The 18,929-nt window shown below is 66.9% G+C and carries 17 protein-coding genes; 6 read left to right on the top strand and 11 right to left on the bottom strand.

Annotation, left to right across the window (positions count from 1 at the left end):
* Positions 1-8 precede the first annotated feature (8 nt).
* The 10 genes from ABD024_RS02815 to ABD024_RS02770 form a co-directional block, all read right to left on the bottom strand.
* On the bottom strand, positions 9-3,128 hold the full coding sequence (locus ABD024_RS02815; protein WP_343849398.1) for an efflux RND transporter permease subunit: 3,120 nt from the start codon (positions 3,126-3,128) through the stop codon (positions 9-11).
* Positions 3,125-4,264: an efflux RND transporter periplasmic adaptor subunit gene (locus ABD024_RS02810; RefSeq protein ID WP_343849396.1), complete on the bottom strand. Its 1,140-nt coding sequence runs from the start codon at positions 4,262-4,264 to the stop codon at positions 3,125-3,127. The genes ABD024_RS02815 and ABD024_RS02810 overlap by 4 nt, the downstream gene beginning before the upstream one ends.
* Positions 4,265-4,286: 22 nt before the next feature.
* Positions 4,287-5,909, bottom strand: coding sequence for an efflux transporter outer membrane subunit (locus ABD024_RS02805; RefSeq protein WP_425543117.1), 1,623 nt, complete (start codon positions 5,907-5,909; stop codon positions 4,287-4,289).
* Positions 5,910-6,143: 234 nt separating this feature from the next.
* The gene (gene trpE / locus ABD024_RS02800) at positions 6,144-7,619 is read right to left on the bottom strand and encodes an anthranilate synthase component I (RefSeq protein ID WP_343849394.1); all 1,476 of its coding nucleotides are present in this window, start codon (positions 7,617-7,619) and stop codon (positions 6,144-6,146) included.
* Positions 7,620-7,752: 133 nt separating this feature from the next.
* A complete protein-coding gene (locus ABD024_RS02795) occupies positions 7,753-9,762 on the bottom strand; it encodes an ATP-binding protein (protein WP_343849391.1) in 2,010 nt (669 codons plus the stop codon).
* 12 nt (positions 9,763-9,774) lie between these two features.
* Entirely contained in the window at positions 9,775-10,356 is a 582-nt protein-coding gene (locus ABD024_RS02790; protein WP_343849389.1) for a hypothetical protein, read from the bottom strand.
* Complete coding sequence (pdsR, locus tag ABD024_RS02785) at positions 10,353-11,042, bottom strand: proteobacterial dedicated sortase system response regulator (RefSeq protein WP_007509678.1); 690 nt, start codon at positions 11,040-11,042, stop codon at positions 10,353-10,355. Before pdsR ends, ABD024_RS02790 begins: the two co-directional genes overlap by 4 nt.
* 768 nt (positions 11,043-11,810) lie before the next feature.
* The gene (gene rpe / locus ABD024_RS02780; RefSeq protein ID WP_343849386.1) at positions 11,811-12,479 is read right to left on the bottom strand and encodes a ribulose-phosphate 3-epimerase; all 669 of its coding nucleotides are present in this window, start codon (positions 12,477-12,479) and stop codon (positions 11,811-11,813) included.
* A gap of 144 nt (positions 12,480-12,623) precedes the next feature.
* Entirely contained in the window at positions 12,624-13,436 is an 813-nt protein-coding gene (gene djlA / locus ABD024_RS02775) for a co-chaperone DjlA (protein ID WP_343849384.1), read from the bottom strand.
* Positions 13,433-13,747 carry a c-type cytochrome gene (locus ABD024_RS02770; protein WP_343849382.1) on the bottom strand — a complete coding sequence of 105 codons (315 nt, stop codon included), beginning with the start codon at positions 13,745-13,747 and terminating at the stop codon, positions 13,433-13,435. Before ABD024_RS02770 ends, djlA begins: the two co-directional genes overlap by 4 nt.
* Positions 13,748-13,873: 126 nt before the next feature.
* Between ABD024_RS02770 and ABD024_RS02765 the strand changes: the two genes are divergently transcribed.
* Genes ABD024_RS02765 through ABD024_RS02755 form a run of 3 tightly spaced genes read left to right on the top strand, consistent with a single transcriptional unit; the run spans position 13,874 to position 15,665 of the window.
* Entirely contained in the window at positions 13,874-14,770 is an 897-nt protein-coding gene (locus ABD024_RS02765) for a phosphoribosylaminoimidazolesuccinocarboxamide synthase (protein ID WP_343849379.1), read from the top strand.
* Between the two features lie 20 nt (positions 14,771-14,790).
* Positions 14,791-15,261 (top strand): Mpo1 family 2-hydroxy fatty acid dioxygenase, encoded by a 471-nt coding sequence (locus ABD024_RS02760; protein ID WP_343849376.1) that lies wholly within the window; start codon positions 14,791-14,793, stop codon positions 15,259-15,261.
* Positions 15,258-15,665 carry a hypothetical protein gene (locus ABD024_RS02755; protein ID WP_343849374.1) on the top strand — a complete coding sequence of 136 codons (408 nt, stop codon included), beginning with the start codon at positions 15,258-15,260 and terminating at the stop codon, positions 15,663-15,665. The genes ABD024_RS02760 and ABD024_RS02755 overlap by 4 nt, the downstream gene beginning before the upstream one ends.
* A gap of 49 nt (positions 15,666-15,714) precedes the next feature.
* On the opposite strand, the gene ABD024_RS02750 is transcribed toward ABD024_RS02755, so the two are convergent.
* A complete protein-coding gene (locus ABD024_RS02750; protein WP_343849372.1) occupies positions 15,715-16,143 on the bottom strand; it encodes a hypothetical protein in 429 nt (142 codons plus the stop codon).
* A gap of 45 nt (positions 16,144-16,188) precedes the next feature.
* On the opposite strand from ABD024_RS02750, the gene ABD024_RS02745 reads away from it, so the two are divergent.
* The 3 genes from ABD024_RS02745 (at position 16,189) to ABD024_RS02735 (ending at position 18,917) form a co-directional block, all read left to right on the top strand.
* Positions 16,189-17,667 carry a DNA polymerase Y family protein gene (locus ABD024_RS02745; protein WP_343849370.1) on the top strand — a complete coding sequence of 493 codons (1,479 nt, stop codon included), beginning with the start codon at positions 16,189-16,191 and terminating at the stop codon, positions 17,665-17,667.
* Positions 17,668-17,844: 177 nt separating this feature from the next.
* Complete coding sequence (locus tag ABD024_RS02740; RefSeq protein WP_343849368.1) at positions 17,845-18,357, top strand: hypothetical protein; 513 nt, start codon at positions 17,845-17,847, stop codon at positions 18,355-18,357.
* 56 nt (positions 18,358-18,413) lie between these two features.
* Complete coding sequence (locus tag ABD024_RS02735) at positions 18,414-18,917, top strand: hypothetical protein (protein WP_343849366.1); 504 nt, start codon at positions 18,414-18,416, stop codon at positions 18,915-18,917.
* Positions 18,918-18,929 lie beyond the last annotated feature (12 nt).

Here is an 18,929-nt window from a genome sequence, read left to right as displayed (position 1 = left end):
CATCAGGGTCACACTTCCAGCCGGTCGTCCGGCCGCGCCACGATCGCGTATAGCGCCGGCATCAGGAAGATGCTGATCAGCAGGCGGGTGAACAGGCCGCTGACGATGACCAGCGCGAACGGGCGCTGGGTATCCGTGCCCACGCCGGTGGCCAATGCGGCCGGCAGCAGGCCCAGCGCCGCCACCAGCGCGGTCATCATGATCGGGCGCAGGCGCAGGATCGCGCCTTCGCGGATCGCCTCGGCCACGCCGACGCCGTTGCGGCGCAGTTCGTTGACGTAGGAGATGTACACCACCGCGGTCTGCACCGAGACGCCGAACAGCGCCAGGAAGCCGATCCCGGACGACACCGAGAACGGCGTGCCGGTCAGCCACAGCGCGATGATGCCGCCGGCCGGCGCCGACAGCACCACGCCGAGCACGGTGATGAAGGGAAACTTGAAGTTGCTGTACAGGGTGAACAGCAGCAGGAAGATCAGCCCCACCGTCAACGGCACGATCAGATTCAGTTGCGCACGCGAGGCGGTGTATTCCTTGTACTCGCCGCCCCAGTCCAGCCGGTAGCCCTGCGCCAGCTTCACCTTTGCGTTGACCTGCCCAATCGCATCCTCCACCGCGCCGGCCAGGTCGCGCCCTTCCACCGAGAACTGCACGCCGATGTAGCGCGAGTTGTCCTGCCGGTAGATGAAGGAGGCGCCGTTGGTCACCCGGATATCGGCGAATTCCTTCAGTGGCAATTGCTGGCCGCCCGGCGTGGCCACCAGGATGTCGCCGATTTCCTGGGGGTTGTCGCGGTACTGATGATCCAGCCGCACGACCAGATCGAACTGCTTTTCGCCCTGGATCACCTGGGTCGCCACATCGCCGCCGACCGCAGTCTGGATCAGGCCGTTGATGTCGTCCACGTTCAAGCCGTAGCGCGCGATCGCCGCGCGATTGATCGTGATGCTGAGGCTGGGCTGGCCGAGCTCCTGTACCAGGGTCACGTCACGGATGCCGCGCACCTGTTCCAGCACATGCTTGATCGCCTTGCCCTTCTGCTGCAGCGTGTTCAGGTCTGCACCGAACACCTTCACTGCCAGCGCGCTCTTCAGGCCGGTCTCCGCCTCGTCCACTGCGTCCTCGGCCGGCTGGGTGTAGTTGAAGGTGATGCCGGGAAACGTCTGCAGCTTTCGGTTGATCGCCGCGGTCAATTCGGCCTTGCTGCGGTACGCGCCCGTCCACTGCGCATACGGCTTGAGGCCGACATAGAACTCGACATTGAAGAAGCCGGTCGAGTCGGTGCCGTCGTCCGGCCGGCCCAGTTCCGAGGCCACCGTGGTGACCTCGGGGAACGCGCGCAGGATGTCGCGGATCTGCGGCGTGATCTTCGCCGATTCGTCGAACGAGATGGTGTACGGCATGGTCGCGCGCACCCACAGCGCGCCTTCGTCCAGGTGCGGCATGAACTCCGCACCGATGCGCGGAATCAGCAGCAGCGACAGGCCCAGCAGCAGCGCGGAGGCGAGCGTGGTCGCCCACACACGAGCCAGGCAGAAATCCAGCCCCTTGATGTAGACCGACTTGATCGCCTCGAACGCGCGGTTGCGCCGCTCGCGCACGCCCTTGCGCATGAACCACGAACACAGCACCGGCAACAGGGTCAGGGTGATCACCAGCGAGCCGACCAGCGCGAACACCATGGTGTCCGCCATCGGCTTGAACAGCGCGCCGGACGGGCCGGACAGCACATAGATCGGCAGGAAGCTGACCACGATCACCGCCACCGCATAGAACAGCGGACGGTCGACCTCGGCGGCGGCGTCGCGGATCACCTCGATGAGGTTGAACTTCGTGCCCTCGCGATCGGCGAGCTGGCGGTAAATGTTCTCCACCATCACCACCGCCGCATCGACCAGGATGCCGAAGTCGATCGCGCCGATCGACAGCAGATTGGCCGACGCGCCCTGCAGATCCAGGCCTATGAAGGCGACCAGCAGCGACAGCGGAATGGTGACCGCGACGATCAGCCCGGCGCGCACGTCGTACAGGAAGAAGATCAGCACCACCACGACCAGCAACATGCCGCGCAGCAGGTTGTCCCTGACCACTTGGGTGGTGGCCGCGACCAGGTCGCTGCGGTCGTAGAACGGGTGGACCTTGATGTCCTTCGGCAGGACCTGCTCGTTGAGCTCCTTCGTCTTCGCCTCGACCCGCTGCAGCACGTCCTGGGTCTTCTCGCCGGTGCGCAGCGAGATCACGCCCTCCACCGCGTCGTCCTGCTTCTCGTAGCCGAACTCGCCCAGCCGCGGCGCGATGCCGATCACCACGCGACCCACGTCCTTGACCAGCACCGGGTTGCCGTCGTGCACCGCCAGCACCACGTTGCCGATGTCCTCCAGCGTCTGCAGGCGGCCGACGCCGCGCACGTAATAGAACTGCCCGCCCTGCGAGTAGAAGCCGCCGCCGGCGTTGCCGTTGTTGGCGGCCAGCGCGGCCTGCACCTGCTGCGCGGTGAGCCCGACCCCGGCGATCTTCGCCGGATCGAGCAGCACCTGGTACTGCATGCTGCCGCCACCGAAACCGGAGTCGTCGGCCACGCCGGCCACGGTGCGGTACTGCGGCTCGACCACCCAGTCCTCGAACGTCTTCAGCTCCATCGGCGAACGATCGGAGCTTTGCAGCACGTAGCGATAGATCAGCCCAGACGGCGACGACAGCGGCGACACCGACGGTTTCACCCCATCGGGAAGATCGAGATCGCCGAGCCGGTTGAACACCTGCTGGCGTGCGAAATAGTTGTCGGTGCCGTTGTCGAAGGTGAGGGTCACCACCGACAGCCCGTACAACGAGATCGAACGGGTGTTGTCGGTTTTCGGAATGCCGGTCAGGCCCCGCTCGGCCGGCACCGTGATCAGCCGCTCCACTTCCTCGGCGGTGTGCCCGGGCCACTGGGTGACGATCTCGACGCTGGGCGGCGACAGGTCCGGATAGGCGTCCACCGGCAGGCGGTGCAACGCATGCACGCCGGCGCCGACCAGCACCAGCACCAGCAACGCGACCAGAAAGCGCTGCGCCAGCGAGGCACCGACGAGCCGGTTCATCAGCGACGCCGCGCGCGGCGGCATGGGCGGCAGATGGTCGCTCATTGGTTCTGCATGAACTGCACGAAGAGGCCGCCATCGACCACGATCCGGTCGCCGGGCTTGAGCCCGTCGCTGACTTCGTACTGATCGCCGATGCGAGGACCCAGCGTCACGTGCCGCCGCGCGAAGCTGCCATCGTGCTGGACGACATACGCGAACGGCAGGTTCTCGTCGTCACGCAGCAGCGCCGACACCGGCATCAGCAGACCCTGCCCGGCCTGGCGCGACTGGATCCTCACGCGCACGTACATCTGCTTGCGCAGCACGCCACCGGGATTCGCCACCACGATGCGCGCGGCGACCGCGCGGGTATCCGGGTTCACCACCGCGGCGATATGGTCCACCGCCCCCGGCAGCTCGACGCCCGGCATGCCGCTGTCGACCTGCGCCGGATCACCCACGCGAATCGTCGCCAGCTCGGCGGTCGACACCTGCGCCATCACCCACACTTTCGACAGATCCGCCACGGTGAAACATGGCGTGGTGCCCGCCTGCAGCAGCTGCCCCGGCGTGATCAGCTTTTCCACCACGGTGCCGGCGATCGGCGCGCGAATGATGCCCTGCGCACGCGCCACCGTGCGGCCCGCCCGGATCGCCTTGAGCGTGCCGGCATCGACATCCAGCGCCACCAGCGCCTGCAGCGCGGCATCCCGATCGGCCTCGGCGCTGGCGGCATCGGTCTGCGCCTGCTCGGCCTCGCGCCGCGACACGCCTTCGTGCTGTACCAGATCCTTGTCCGCATCAGCCAGCCGGCGTGCGTTCTGCGCGCTGATCAAGGCCTTGCGGTACGCGCCGATCGCAGTGGAGAAATCCGCCGAATCGACCAGCGCCAGCGGCTGCCCCTGATGCACCTTGTCGCCCGGCGCCACCAGCAATCGCGCCACCGGCCCGGAGAACGGCGCCAGCACGCTGGTCGCCTGGTCGTTGTCGAAATCCACCACGCCGGTGGTTTCGATCGCGCGATGAAAGCTGGCCGGCGCAAGCGTGAGCAGACGGATGTGCTGGCGCTGGGCCGGGGTCATCGTCACGTCCTGCGGCGTGTCGGCAGCCGCTGGCTGTGGCTGCGCTTTCGAGGAACAGCCGGCCACGCCAAGCAGCGCGCTCAATGCCAGCACGAACGCCGCATGGCGTCGCGGCACAAGGCGCGTTGCCGAAGATGATCTACTTTTCATCGCTGTCCCGGTTTGTCCTGGCGTGATCCGAATCGGAGAGCCGCGGCGGCGCCGGCGCGGCATCGGCCGGCCCATCGTTCGCGTCGTGCCACCAGCCGCCACCCAGCGCCTGGAACAGCGCCGCGGTGTCGGCGTAACGACTGGCCTGCGCCTGCACCAGGGCGATGCGCGCCTGCTGATAGCCCTGCTCCGCGCCGAGCAGCGACAGGTAACCGGCATAGCCGTCCTTGTACCGACGCTGCGACAGATCCAGGGTGAGCTTCGCCGCATCCGCGGCGGTGGCAGCAGCCTGCAAGCCCTCGGCATCGTGCTGCAGCGCGGCCAGGGTGTCGGCCACGTTCTGGAACGCGGTCAGCACCGTGCTGCGATATTGCTCGCTTGCCTCGACATAGGCTGCCCTGGCGGCGCGCTCCTGATGCCGCAGGCTGCCGCCCTGGAAGATCGGCGCGGCCAGATCCGCGCCCAGGCTCCAGAAACCCGTGCCGGATTTGAACAGCTGATGGATCGCCAGCGCGGTGCTGCCCGCGTTCGCGGTCAATGAAATGTTCGGCAACCGGTTGGCGATCGCCACCCCGACCTGCGCGCTGGCCGCATGCATGTTCGCCTCGGCCTGGCGCACGTCGGGACGCTGCGCCACCAGCGCGGACGGCAGGCTCAGCGGCAATTGCTGCGGCAATTGCAGATCGGCGAGGTCGAACGACGACGCGCCGGCCTCGCCCGGGAAGCGTCCGGCCAGCACCGCCAGCAGATCGTTCTGCTGATCCAGCTGGGTCAGCAACGGCGGCAAGCTGGCCTTGACCTGGGCCAGCTGCGCTTGCTGTGCCGCCAGGTCGAGCCCGCCGGCATAGCCCTTGCCGTGCTGGTACTTGAGGATCTCCACCATGTGGCTGTTGATCCCGACCAGTTCGCGGGTCGCCGCGATCTGCGCCCGCAACGAAGCCTGCTGCACGGCTGCGGCCACGACGTTGGAGCTCAGCGTGATGCGGGCAGCGATCGCCTGGAATCGCGCCGACTGCTCCTGCGCCTTCAGTGATTCCACCGTGCGCCGGTTCAACCCGAACACATCGGGCACGTACGACACGCTGACCTGCGGCGTGAACAGGTTGTACAAGAAGGCGTTGTTGCTGGGCACCGGCGCCAGCGCGCCGGGCGGATCCTGCTGGCGGCTGGCCGACAGGCCGGCGCTGACTGCCGGGTAATAGGCACCGCGTCCGGCCCGCGTGTTTTCCCGGGCCACCGCCAGCGCCGCCTGCGCGGCCTGGAGGTCCGGGTTGTGCGCCAGCGCCTGTTCGATCAGCGCATTCAGCGCCGGCGAATGAAACAGCGTCCACCACTGCGCGGGAATGTCCGCGCCAGGGACAAAGTGCTGGGGCCGTCCGCCCGCGACAGCCGCACTGGCGGTGGTGGCGGGCAGCGGAGCAGCGGTGAGGCGGCCGACGTCCGGCGCCGCAGGCCGGTGAAAGTCCGGACCCATCGCGCAACCGGCGATGGCCAGCACCGCGACAGCGGCAAGCAGATACCGCAGCGGCATCCGCGTCGCGGACGGCAACGAGCGCATCCGCCCGATCATCGCAGCCGTCATTTCGACGATGCCGGCAAGCACTCGAACCACGGGTTATTCATGCGAACGCGTCTGGGCGGGAAGAACAGAGACGCAACGATATAACGTACCAACCCGCCGCGAAACCCTGCAAGAATTTGCGCTCAGCGGCGTGCGGGCAACCACGAAATCCGACGGTCAGGCACGCTCATCGAGCCTCAGCCCGAACATCCGAACTGCCACGTATCGGCACGCCCATCGGACAGGTAGGCGGGCTGAGCGAACCAGCCCATGATGGCCGCGCGCTTACAGTCCCTTCGCCGCCTGCGCCACCGCGCGGAACAGCGCGCGGCCCTTGTTCATCGTCTCCTCCCACTCGGCGGCGGGGTCGGAGTCGTAGACGATGCCGGCGCCGGCCTGCACATGCAGGCGGCCGCCGTGGATCACCGCGGTGCGGATCGCGATCGCAGTGTCGGCGTCGCCCCACCAGCCGATCCAGCCGATCGCGCCGCCGTAGATGTTGCGCTTGTACGGCTCCAGTTCCTGGATGATCTCCAGCGCGCGTACCTTCGGCGCGCCCGACAGCGTGCCGGCCGGGAAGGTGGCCTTCAGCACGTCCATGTAGGACAAGCCGGCACGCACGGTGCCCTGCACCTGCGACACGATGTGCATCACGTGCGAATAGCGTTCGATCGCGAACGAGTCGCTCACTTCCACGCTGCCGGTCTCGCTGATCCGGCCCAGGTCGTTGCGGCCCAGGTCGATCAGCATCACGTGCTCGGCACGCTCCTTCGGATCGGCCAGCAGCTCCGCCTGCAGCGCCCGGTCTTCTTCTTCCGTGGCACCGCGCTTGCGCGTGCCGGCGAGCGGGCGCACCACCACCTTGCCGTCCTTCAGTCGCGCCAGGATTTCCGGCGAGGAGCCGACGATCTGCGTTTCGCCGAGGTCGACGAAGTACATGTACGGCGAGGGATTCAGCGCGCGCAACGCGCGGTACACGTCGACCGGCCGCGCGTTGAAGCCGACGCTCAAGCGCTGCGACGGCACCACCTGGAAGATGTCGCCGGCGCGGATGTATTCCTTCGCGCGCTCGACCATCGCCTCGAACTCGTCCCTGGTGAACGAGGACTTGAAGTCGCCCTCGTCCAGCGCGATCGACTGGGTCAGCTGCGGATACGACGCGCCGCCCTGGCGCAGCCGGTAGACCAGCGCATCGAGCCGGCGCTGCGCCTCGGCGTAAGCCTGCGGCTGCGCCGGGTCGGCGTGCACGATCAGGTACAGCCGGCCCTTGAGGTTGTCGAACACCGCCACTTCCTCGGCCAGCATCAGCAGCACGTCGGGCGTGCCCAGCTCGTCGGCGCGATCCCACTGCGCCAGGCGCGGCTCGATGTAGCCGATCGTCTCGAAACCGAAGTAGCCGACCAGCCCACCGCTGAACGCGGGCAGCTGCGGCAGCCGCGGCACGTCGTACTGCGCGCGCAGCTTTTCGATTTCCGCGAGCGGGTCGTCGAGGTGGCGACGCTCGGTCACCTCGCCCGAATCCTCCACCTCCAGTTCATGCCCGCGCAGACGGAACACCCGCTTCGCCGGCAGGCCGATGATCGAATAGCGTCCCCAGGTGGCGCCGCCATCGACCGATTCAAACAGGAAGGTGTACGGGCCGTCGGCCAGTTTCAGGTACACCGACAGCGGCGTGTCGAGGTCGGAAAACACCTCGCGCACCAGCGGAATACGCGTATGCCCCTGGGCAACCAGCGCGTCGAATTCGTCTCGGGAGATCACGGATAAGCCATTTGCACGGGAACGGGCTGCTCAAGATAGCAGGCTGGAGCGGTACGGGTATGGACGTCCAGGGCAAGAGCACCCCTCACCCTGACCTGCTCCCCGGGCTTTGCCGGGGAGAGGGGACCAGAAGCTACAGCCGCTGTCGCGGCATGCCGTGCAGGCGCAGCGAGAACGCCGCGCCGCTGCCGTCGTCGAGGTTGCGCGCAGCGGCGACGCCGCCGTGGCGTTCGGCGACCAGACGCACCACGTAGAGACCCAGGCCCAGGTGCGGGGCATCGCCGGGGGTGGCCTTGTCGCGCAGGCTGACCAGCGAATCGAACAAGCGGCCCTGCATCGCCGCGGGCAGCAGCGGGCCCTGGTTGGCCAACTCGATCTCGGCACCGTCCGGCGTGCTGCGCAAGGTGAGCCGCAGCCAGCCATCGGGTGGCGTGAATGACAGCGCGTTGTCGAGCAGCTTGTCCAGCGCCTGCGCGACCAGCTCGGGCGCGCAGTGCAGGTGCAGTGGCGCGTCGGGCAGCATGCAGTCGAGCCGGCGCGCGCCGATCAGCGGACGATAGGCATCGGCGCAGCCGCGCACCACTTCGCGCAGGTCGACGTCCTCGGGTTCGGCCGCGGCGATCGCGCGCTCCATCCGGCTCGACTCGCTCATCGCGCGCACCAGCGCGCCGAGCCGCGCGACACCGTCGCGGGCGCGGGCCAGGTACGGCTGCGCCTCGGCCGGCAGCGTGGCATGTTCGAGGTTGTCCAGCGACGACTTCACGATCGCCAGCGGCGTGTTCAGTTCGTGCGACAGTTTCGAGGCCAGCGTGCGCAGGTAGTCAGTGTAGCTGCCGACCACCTCGAACAACCGCTCGAAGCTGCGCGCCAGGTCGCCGATCTCGTCCGGCGCGTCGGTCATCGGGAATTTCCCCTGCTCGAACAAGCCGTCCAGACGTCCATCGTTGAGCTGCGCGCGCTCGGCCGCGTTGCGCAGGCGGCCCAGCCGCAGGCTGAGTCGGGTGGCGAACAGCAGCAGGATGCCGCCGGCCACCAGCAGCACGCCGAAGCTGGTCAATAGCAGGCCGAACAGCGCGCGGTTGGCCAGCAACGGCACGGTGCGGCTGGCCTGCTCCAGCAGCAGCACGCCGTCGATCTGGCCGGCACGTTCGATCGGCACCGCGGCGGCCAGCACCACGCTGCCGCGCTCCTCGCCGCTGCGCCAGACCGACACCGGTTTGCCGATGCCGGCCGCGGCGACCTCGCGGGTATCCAGCCGCGGCACGTCCTGCGCCCACAGGTTCGCATCCTCCAGCCGGGTCGCCAGCAGCGAACGGTAGACCAGCGCGGCGAACCAGCCGGGCTGGCCATCGCTGCCGGGCATCGTGTTCAGGCGGCCGCTGCGCGCCAGCAGCCAGCCCTGCGGCGCCAGCACGCGCGCCTGCACGCGGTCGGGCACCAGCTGCGCCAGCTCGCCGGAAAGCTTGTCCGAGTAGCTGAGCAGCGGCCGCGCATCGGCGGCCAGCCGGTCGCCGCCATCCGCCGCGTCGTACACGCCGACGCCGAGCGTGCGCAGCTGCAGACCACGCGGCAGGCGCAGCTCGACGCGGTAGCCGCTGCCGTCCTCCTGCCATTGCGCGGTGATCAGTTCGGGCAGGCCATCGACCGGCGGATCCAGCGGCCGCGCGGTGAGCGGCCCCGGTGCCGCGCTGGCCAGCAGGTAGCGGCGCCGGCCGTCCGCGTTGCCCAGCGCGAGGATCAGATGATCGGCGGCCAGCGCGTTCGCGTCGTCGGCATCGGCGCGCGTGCGCCGGGTGGCGCGCACGTCGGCGTACAGGTACAGCCCGTCGTCGTCCGCGGCCAGCAGCAGTTTGCCGCGCGCACCCAGCGACTGGCTCCACGGCGTCAGCGGCGCCCAGTCGTCACCGTAACCGTCGACGGTGATCGGTGAGGGCGCCTGCTGCACGTACCAGCCCCGGCCCGACGTCGGCGCCACCGCGCCGGTCACCACCAGGCTGCGCGCCACCGCATTCGCCGACGCCAGCAGCGCCTGCGCCTGGCCTTCGCGCAGCAGGGTTTCCATCTGCCGCACATACAGCCAGCCGGCGATCGGCAGCGCCAGCGTGCACAGCGCGACCAGCAGCAGTTTGCGGCGCAGGGTCATCGGAACCGGCGATCAGTGGCCATGCGCGGGCGGCGTCACGGCGTCCTTCGTCCAGCGCGAGGCCACCACCACGCGCATGAAGTCGTCGAGCAGCGCGCGGCGTGACGGGTCGGCGTCGTCGAATGCCATTGACCAGCTCAGCCGCACGCCGCTGGCCGCGCCCGGATCGCAGAACACCAGCACGTCGTCGATGCGGTCGCTGCCCTGGTAGACCGAGGCCTCGCACGGCATGGCCGGATGCCGCACGGCGAAGCCGGACACCTTGCCGGCCGGGTCGTGCTGCAGGTAACGCTTGCGGTCGGCCTGCACCTCGTCGGCCAGGGCGGACAGCTGGCGCGGCCACACGTTGAGCACCATCACCCGCTGCGGCTTGCCGCTCCACTCGCCCTGGTACAGCACGGCGTTGACGCCGATCGCGCGCGCATAGGTGCAGCAGTCGCGCGTCCAGCCGGCCGGCGTGGCGACGCTGATCGCCCAGGCCGGTGCGTTGCCGTCGCGGGCGCCACGCGCCAGCACGTCGTCGTCCTTGCCGGCCGCCTGCGCCAGCGTCGCGAACGCACACAGCAGCAAGGCCAGCCCGATGTGCCGGCTCACGGCTTCCACCGGTAGCCGACGCCGTGCACGGTCTCGATCGCGTCGAACTCCGGCGCCACCGCGATGAACTTCTTGCGGATGCGCTTGATGTGCGAGGTGATGGTGGCGTCGTCCACCACCAGCTCGGCCTCACGCATCAGCTGGTCGCGGTTCTTCACGTGGCCGGGGAAGCGGATCAGCGTGTGCACCATCCAGAACTCGGTGACGGTGAGCGGCACTTCCTCGCCGTTCCAGCTGATCCGCATGCGCTCGGACTCCAGCTTCAGCGGCCCGTGCTCGATCACCGTCTCGCTGGACGCCGGCACCTTCAGCGACTCGATCCGGCGGAACAGCGCGGCGATGCGCGCGGCCAGCTGGTGCAGGCTGGTGTCCTTGCTGAGGTAGTCGTCGGCACCCAGGCGCAGGCCGGAGATCACGTCGAAATCCGAATCGCGCGCGGTGAGGAAGATGATCGGCAGCGTGGCCGACTTCGCGCGCAGTTCGCGGCACAGGTCGAAGCCGCCCTCCGGCTCGTCGCCCAGGCCGATGTCGATGATCACCAGCTCGGGCAGGCGCATCGCGAACGCGCTGGACGCTTCCCGGCGCGAACCGTAACCGCGTGCGTCATAGCCGAAGCGGTTCAGCGCCTCGACGTAGTTGGCACGGATCAACGGTTCGTCTTCGACGATGGCAATGCTGCGGCCCATGGCGCACTCCCTGTAGTGGTGCGCGCAGCGTGCTATGCGGGCCGCGCGTACGCAAGCCATGCGGTGCGCCTGCCCGCGTTTCGCCACATGCCGGCAGCTGCTCGGCCCGATTCCGCCGGCGCCAGCGCCCGCGGCGGCGGTTTGATGTAGCCATGCACCTTGCATGGAGATGAACGATGTCCCGAACCGAACCCACCGAGCGCGATCCCAATGCCGAACTGCATGGCTTCGAGCCGCTGCGCGTGACGCTGGCACTGGGCGCCCTGCTGCTCGGCCTGCTGCTCGGCCTTTGAGGTGAACGCCATGTGTAAATCCAGTTTCATCGACCCATTCGCCGTGGAAGGCACCGGTGCGCCCGGCACGAAAGGAATCGTGCCGGGCGCGGGGCAGGAGGAGACCGATCCCGACTGGCAACCCGTGTAGCCGTTCCGCGACCCGCATCCCGTCCCGCATGGTGGTTGCTTTCCCCTCTTCACGAGGGGATTTTTTCGACCACGAACCGGCCAGGACAGCGACTCCGCCCGTTCATAATTCTGCCGGGAACCAAACCGGATCACCCCGGTCAGTATTAGTGATTGGTACCGTTCCTCTTGCCGTGGAACGTGCCGGCACGGCAGCCGATCTCCCCTGTGAAACGGCCGTGCCGGCACACCAATCAATGGTGTTTCCTCTCACGTCTCCGACGACGTTTATCCCGACGCAGCCGTTCACTGCGTCGGGATTTTTATGCGCGGATGTTTTGTGGCGAACGTCGCCGATGGCTGGTGCTCAGCCGATCGCCTTGCGCATGGCGGCGATTTCGGCGCGGTAATCCGCCGCGTGGAAGATTGCCGAGCCGGCCACGAAGGTGTCGGCACCGGCCGCGGCGATCGCGCCGATGTTCTGCGCGGTGACGCCGCCGTCGATTTCCAGGCGGATCGCGCGACCGCTCGCGTCGATGCGCGCACGTGCCTGACGCAACTTCTCCAGCGCACCGGCGATGAACTTCTGTCCACCGAAGCCCGGGTTCACCGACATGATCAGGATCAGGTCGAGCTTGTCCATCACGTAGTCGAGGTAGTCCAGCGGCGTGGCCGGGTTGAACACCAGCCCGGCCTGGCAGCCCGATTCCTTGATCAGGCCCAGCGTGCGGTCGATGTGCTCGCTCGCTTCCGGATGGAAGCTGATCAGGCTGGCGCCGGCCTTGGCGAAGTCCGGCACGATGCGGTCGACCGGCTTGACCATCAGGTGCACGTCGATCGGCGCGGTGATGCCGTACTTGCGCAGCGACTGCAGCACCATCGGTCCGATCGTGAGGTTCGGCACGTAATGGTTGTCCATCACGTCGAAGTGCACCCAGTCGGCACCGGCGGCGAGCGCGGCGGCGGTGTCTTCGCCGAGCCGCGCGAAATCGGCGGCGAGGATGGATGGGGCAATGACAGGGGCTTGCTTGGGCATGGGAGTACCGGGAATCGGGGAACGGGGAACGGGGAACGGGGAACGGGGAGAGCTTAAAGAGTCTCTTCCGCAGCTTTCAATCTGACTCGGAACACACGTTACAACAGCCTGCACGTTCCCTGTTCCCCGTTTCCTGTTCCCCGCTCATTTGAAGCCGCGCATTTCCTTGATCCGGTCGTACGCGGCATTGATTTCGCTGGCGCGCGACTCGGCGCGCTTGCGCATGTCTTCGGGCAGGTCGCCGAGGCGGTCGGGGTGGTGTTCGGAGATCAGCTTGCGATAGGCGCGCTTGACCGCACGGTCGTCCGTGTTGCGGTCGATGCCGAGCACCGCGTACGGGTCCGGTCCCTGCGCCGTGCGCTGCGGCGGCGCGTAGCCACCGCCGGTGCCGTAAGCCTGCCCGCGACTGCGCGACCCGCCGGCACCGGCGTTCCACGCGTAGCCCTTCATCGCCATCAGCGCCATCAGCTCCATCTCGCTGACCCGCAGCGCGAACGCCAGCTGGTGCAGGATCGCCATCTTCTCCGGCGGCGGGTTGCCCTCGGCCAGCACGGTCTCGATCACCACGTCGAGCACCGGAAACGCATGGTCGCGGCGCAGGCCGACCCAGTTGCGCAGCGCGATGATGGTCTGGCTGACGTCGAACTCCGGCTGTTTGCCGACGTTGAAGCTGACTACCGCCTGCTTGCGCAGCTCGGCGTCCAGGTTCATCCGGGTCATCAGGCGTTCGGCAACCGCGATCTCCTGTTCTGACACGCGGCCGTCGGACTTCGACACCGCGCCGAGCAGGGTGAACAGCGGGCCGACGAAGCCGCCGGCTTCCGGCGTGGCGCGCTTGCGCTGGCCGTAGCGCAGGTTGTCGAAGATGAAACCGATCACCGCGCCGGTGATCGCCCCGGGCAAGTGGCCGATGAGCAGACCGAAGAACGCGAACCACAGCGTGTAGGTGTAACTCATGGCTGCCCTTGCGATTGCGGCGGCTGCGCGCTGTACCAGCGCGCCAGCGCGTCGAGTTCGGCATCGCTGACCGGGCCGATCGCGGCGCGCATCACCGGCACGTTGCGGCGGCCGTCGCGGTACTGCTTCAGCACGTCGCGCAGGTAATCCAGCCGCTGCCCGGCCAGGTGCGGCACGCCCGGCATGTCGGCATGGCCGCTGGCGCCGTGGCAGGCCGCGCACAGACCCAACCGCGTGGGCGGCGCCGGCGTCTGCGCGCAGATGGGGAGGGCGGCGAGCAGGCAGAGCGCCGCGATCAATGAAATTCGCATCGGCAACACATGGGGCCAAGGATCGCCAATTCTAGCAGCGCGCCCGGATTCCCCGAGACCGCGTTTCCGACACCCCGGCCGCAGCGGCTAGAATGGGCGCTTCCCCGCCACGTGGAACCCGCCGCCGTGCCCACCACCCTGCCGCAATCGAACCTGCCCGGCCTTGAGCTGATCCATCGCGGCAAGGTGCGCGATGTCTACGCGTTGTCCGACGATCGGCTGCTGATGGTCGCCACCGACCGGCTGTCGGCGTTCGACGTGGTGATGCCGAACCCGATCCCAGGCAAGGGCGAGATGCTCACCCAGATCTCCAATTTCTGGTTCGGCAAGACCGCGCACCTGCTGCCGAACCACCTGCTCGACGTGCCGCTGGCCGAGGTGCTGCCGCCCGGCACCGACCTCAAGCTGTACGAGAAGCGCGCGGTGGTGACGCGGCGGTTGAAGCCGGTGCCGGTGGAGGCGATCGCCCGCGGCTACCTGATCGGTTCCGGCTGGAAGGATTACCAGGCGACCGGCTCGCTGTGCGGCATCGCGCTGCCCGCCGGGCTCAAGCAGGCGCAGCAACTGCCCGCGCCGATCTTCACCCCGTCGACCAAGGCCACGGTGGGCGATCACGACCAGAACGTCAGCTTCGACACGATGGTCGAGGCGGTCGGCGCCGACCTGGCCAACCAGGTGCGCGACGCCACGCTGGCGATCTACCAGTGGGCAGCCGCCTATGCGGCCGAACGCGGCATCATCATCGCCGATACCAAGTTCGAGTTCGGCACCGACGCGAACGGCAAGCTGTACGTGATGGACGAGATGCTGACGCCGGATTCCTCGCGCTTCTGGCCGGCCGACGAATACCGCGTCGGGATCAGCCCGCCCAGCTACGACAAGCAGTTCGTGCGCGACTGGCTGGAGACGCAGGACTGGAACAAGACCGCACCCGGCCCGGTGATTCCGGACGAGGTGATCGCCCGCACCGCCGCCAAATACGCCGAGGCCCTGCAGCGGCTGGCCGGCATCCGGCTCGACTGAAGCTTCCACGGGGGAATGCCATGCGCACCATGCAGGACTGGCTCGACAGCTACAGCGGCGACCATCAGAACCCGACCAATCAGGTGTTCCACTGGTTCTGCGTGCCGCCGATCGTGTGGTCGGTGATCGCGCTGCTGTGGGCGATCCCGGTGCCGGCCACGTTCGCCCGCCCCGGCGCGTGGGCGGTGCTGGTGATGGTGCTGGCGTTCTACTGGTACTGGAAGCGCTCGCACCGGCTGGCGGTCGCGCTGCTGATCGCGTTCTGCCTGCTCGGCCTGCTCACGAATTTCCTGTACGGGCAGCTCGGCGCCGCGCAACTGTGCTATCTGGCGATCGGCGTGTTCGTGGTCGCCTGGATCGGCCAGTTCATCGGGCACAAGTTCGAAGGGCGCAAGCCGAGCTTCCTCACCGATCTTTCCTATCTGCTGATCGGCCCGGCCTGGCTGATGGCCAAGCTGCTGCGCAAACTGGGATTCAAGCAAGTCACATGACCACCCTGCTTACCGTGATCAGCAGCCTGCTCTGGTGGGTGCTGTACAGCAGCATGGCCGCGCTGGTATTCGCCCTGATCGGCTGGTCCGTCTTGCGCTGGGCCGAGCGCTGCGCGGTAGTGTTCAACCGCATCTATCTGGCCTGCCTGCTGTGGACCATGCTCGGCCTGCTGCTGGTGGTCGGCGTGGCCGCCTACGAAGGCCACCTGCACCCGCCCTACGGCGCACTGCTGAGCTCCGGCTTGCTGCGCTGGACGCTGGTGCTGGACATGCTGATCGGCAGCGTCCTGCTGTGGCGGCTGGTGCCGCGCATCGACGCCCGCCGCATCCGCCCCGGCAGCGCCTGCATGGCGGTGGCGGTGATCATGGCGATCAGCTTCGGTGTCGCCACCAGCCTGGCGTGAACAACACCACACACGTGGAGGGGCGGATCATTCCGCCCCTCCGAATGGCTCACATGTGCGCCAGCATGCCGCCGAAGAACACGACCATGATGGCGAAGACGATCAGCCCCAGCACGATACCGATCACGCTGCAGACCAACTGCACCACACACGCCTTGCCGTAGCCGATCTGGCTGCCGTTCTGCGACAGCAGCAGGTAATTCACCACCGCGGCACCCACCAGGAACTGCACGACTAGCGACAGCAGGCCGCCCGCGCTGCCGTGCGAGACCATGCCCACGACCACCATCGCCACGGCCGCCGCGATCCAGGTCAGCACCACCGCACCCAACGCGCGCAGGTAGGACGGCATGTAGCCGACCACCAGCCGGAACGCCACGCTCAGCACCAGCGCCGCAAGCAGGACGCCCACAACGATCATCATCAGTATCGCGAACAGCCCCATGCCGGCCAGCGCGGCCAACGTCGAAGTACCCATACAACCCCCTAGTCAGTGGAAGGAAAACCGCCCGGCGGCATCCCCATGCCCTCCGCTCTCCCCGGCGGTGGTGCCAGCCTAGCCGATGGCCGCGCCGGCGTCTCCGGTGGCGAGATCCAGCCGCGCAATATCATCGACCCGCTTGAGAGATGTGCCATGACTCTGCGCAGCCTGTTCGTCGACTTCAACAGTTACTTCGCCTCGGTCGAGCAGCACGAGGACCCGAGCCTGCGCGGCTGCCCGGTCGGCGTGGCGCCGGTGGCCGCCGAAACCACCAGCCTGATCGCCGCCAGCTACGAGGCCAAGGCGTGCGGCGTGGGCACCGGCACCATGGTGCGCGAGGCGCGGCGGCGCTGCCCCGGCATCCAGATCCGCGTGGCAAGACCGGAACGCTACGTGGTCTGGCACCACCGGCTGATGGAAGCAATCGACCACGCGATTCCGGTAGGCCGCGTCGGCTCGATCGACGAGGTGGCCTGCGAACTGGTCGGCCGCCAGCGCCGGCGCGAGATCGCCGAGCAGATTGCGCAACAGGTGAAAGACGAGATCGCGCTGGCCGCGCCCGGCGGCGCGATCCGCTGCTCGATCGGCATCGCCCCGAACGATTTCCTGGCCAAGACCGCCTCGGACATGATGAAGCCCGACGGCCTCACCGTGATCGAGCTGACCGACCTGCCGCACGCCTTGCACGGGTTGGCCTTGCGCGACCTGTGCGGCATCGGTCCGTCGATGGAAGCGCGCCTGCACGAGGCCGGCATCACCACCGTCGCCGAGCTCACCGCCGCCTCGAAGCTGGTGCTGCGTCGCGTCTGGGGCGGCATCGAAGGCGAGCGCATGTGGGGCCTGCTGCGTGGCGCATGGCTGCCGACCGCACCCACCGAGCGCGGCTCGATCGGCCACTCGCACGTGCTGGGCCCGGAACTGCGCACGCCCACCGGTGCCTGCGCGGTGCTGAAGAAGCTGCTGGTGAAGGCCGCCATGCGCATGCGCCGCGAAGAAATGCTCAGCGGCGCCATGGCCGTGCGCATCCGCTTCATCGGTCACGACCAGCGCTGGGAACGCGACCTCGCCTTCGACCCCACCGACGACAGCCGCGAACTGCTGCGCCTGCTGAACGGAGTGCTCGACAGCGGCAACCGCCGCAGCCCACTACCCGGCCCCGTCAACGCCACACCACTGTCGGTCAGCGTGACCCTGATGCGGCTGGTGCCGCGCACGCAAAGCAGCGGCTCGCTGTTCGCAGCAACCGAAGACACCGGCCGCGTCGACGCCCTGGTCGACCGCATCAACGCGAAGTTCGGCTACAACAAACTCTACTTCGGCAGCATGCAGCTGGCGCTCGAACACGACGCCGCCCCGATGCGCATCCCGTTCAACCGCATTCCCGATGCGAAGAGCGAGAACGAGGCCACGCACGAGAGCGAAGCCAGCCACGATCCTTTGTGGCTGCAGACGATGAACCGCTTCAAGGCGATCGCCGAGGGTGAGCATCGGCGGCGGGAAGGGAAGGACAGGAAGGTGTGAGTTGGGCGATGGGCCGGTACTGCGCAGGTCCATCTGCGTGACTGTCTGCGCTCTCGACACCAACCGCGAAATCGTCGCCGCACCTCAGGCAAATTCCGCTTGACGCCAACTGAGTGAAGCATCGACCATCGACGCACATACCTCGATGTGGGGTCTAATAAGCGTTAGGCGATCATCGTGACTGACCAGTTGATTGAAGCTCTTTCCAGCTCAGATGAGCTATCTCGAGGAGAGCGAGCCACAAGAATCCGTTGGCTTTCACAGCACATACCAAGCGTCAGCGGATTCATCGCACCAATTGAAGCAACTGTGCTCATGGATGAGGCTCGGCAGTGCTTTGTTAACGGTCAATTCGTTGCAGCGCTCATGTTGGCCGCGTCGTTCATTGAGCACAAACTAAGTGACGCTCTACGACTCAAAGAACTCATCAACGATAGTCCTAGCTTTGCTTGTGCCATAGAGCTGGCTCAGACAAATCAAGTATTCCCCCCAGATCTTTTGCACAGAACTGACCTTATCCGCCAGATCCGAAACCCTTTCGCTCACCGAAAGCCCGACAATCATGAGCACAGTCTTGGCAATCGCTTTCTCAGCCTACACGTTCATCCTCAGACAGTCATAGAGAGCGATGCCGCCCTTGCTATTCAGGCGATGTATGAGTACTTCTCACTCACTCTCGTGCGCGCCTAACATCTCGTTCAAGGCGGACGGCTTCGCCGCCGCTTAACTCAGGCGTTAGAGAACATATGGAAGATTTCGACTCAATGACGGCCAGCGAAATGTTCGCTAGACGCGATGCTACTGAAAATGAAATCTCCGACCTCATCGGGCAACTTGTTTTCAACTACTCTCGATTCGTCACAGGGCTTCAATTATGTGTTGCTTGGCACAACGAGGGGAAAGACCTGGACAGCTATCCCTCTATTGCTGAAGATCTCGCCGCAGCCGATCTTCTAAAAAGAATTGAGAAGCAAGCGCTTGCCAAGCTTCGAGACACGTCGACCGGCTTCAAAAAATACAAGAGCTGGCTTCATCGCGCACATCAAGTACGCGAAACTCGGAACATAGTCATGCACTCTCGTTGGGGAATTGAGCCTTACGGCCGTCACGCCATCGCAATCTCGACCCCAGTGTTCGTTGAGCCAGCCAAGGAAATCATCTTTACAGCTGATCAACTACGACAGCTATGCCAAACGTGTGAAAAATTGAGCGTTGAGCTAAACAAGTTGCGTGAAGAACATCCCTTGTAGTGCTCTAACAAT

This window comes from Rhodanobacter soli, assembly GCF_039523495.1.
GTDB classification, from domain to species: domain Bacteria; phylum Pseudomonadota; class Gammaproteobacteria; order Xanthomonadales; family Rhodanobacteraceae; genus Rhodanobacter; species Rhodanobacter soli.
This window is presented reverse-complemented; position numbering and strand designations above follow the sequence as displayed.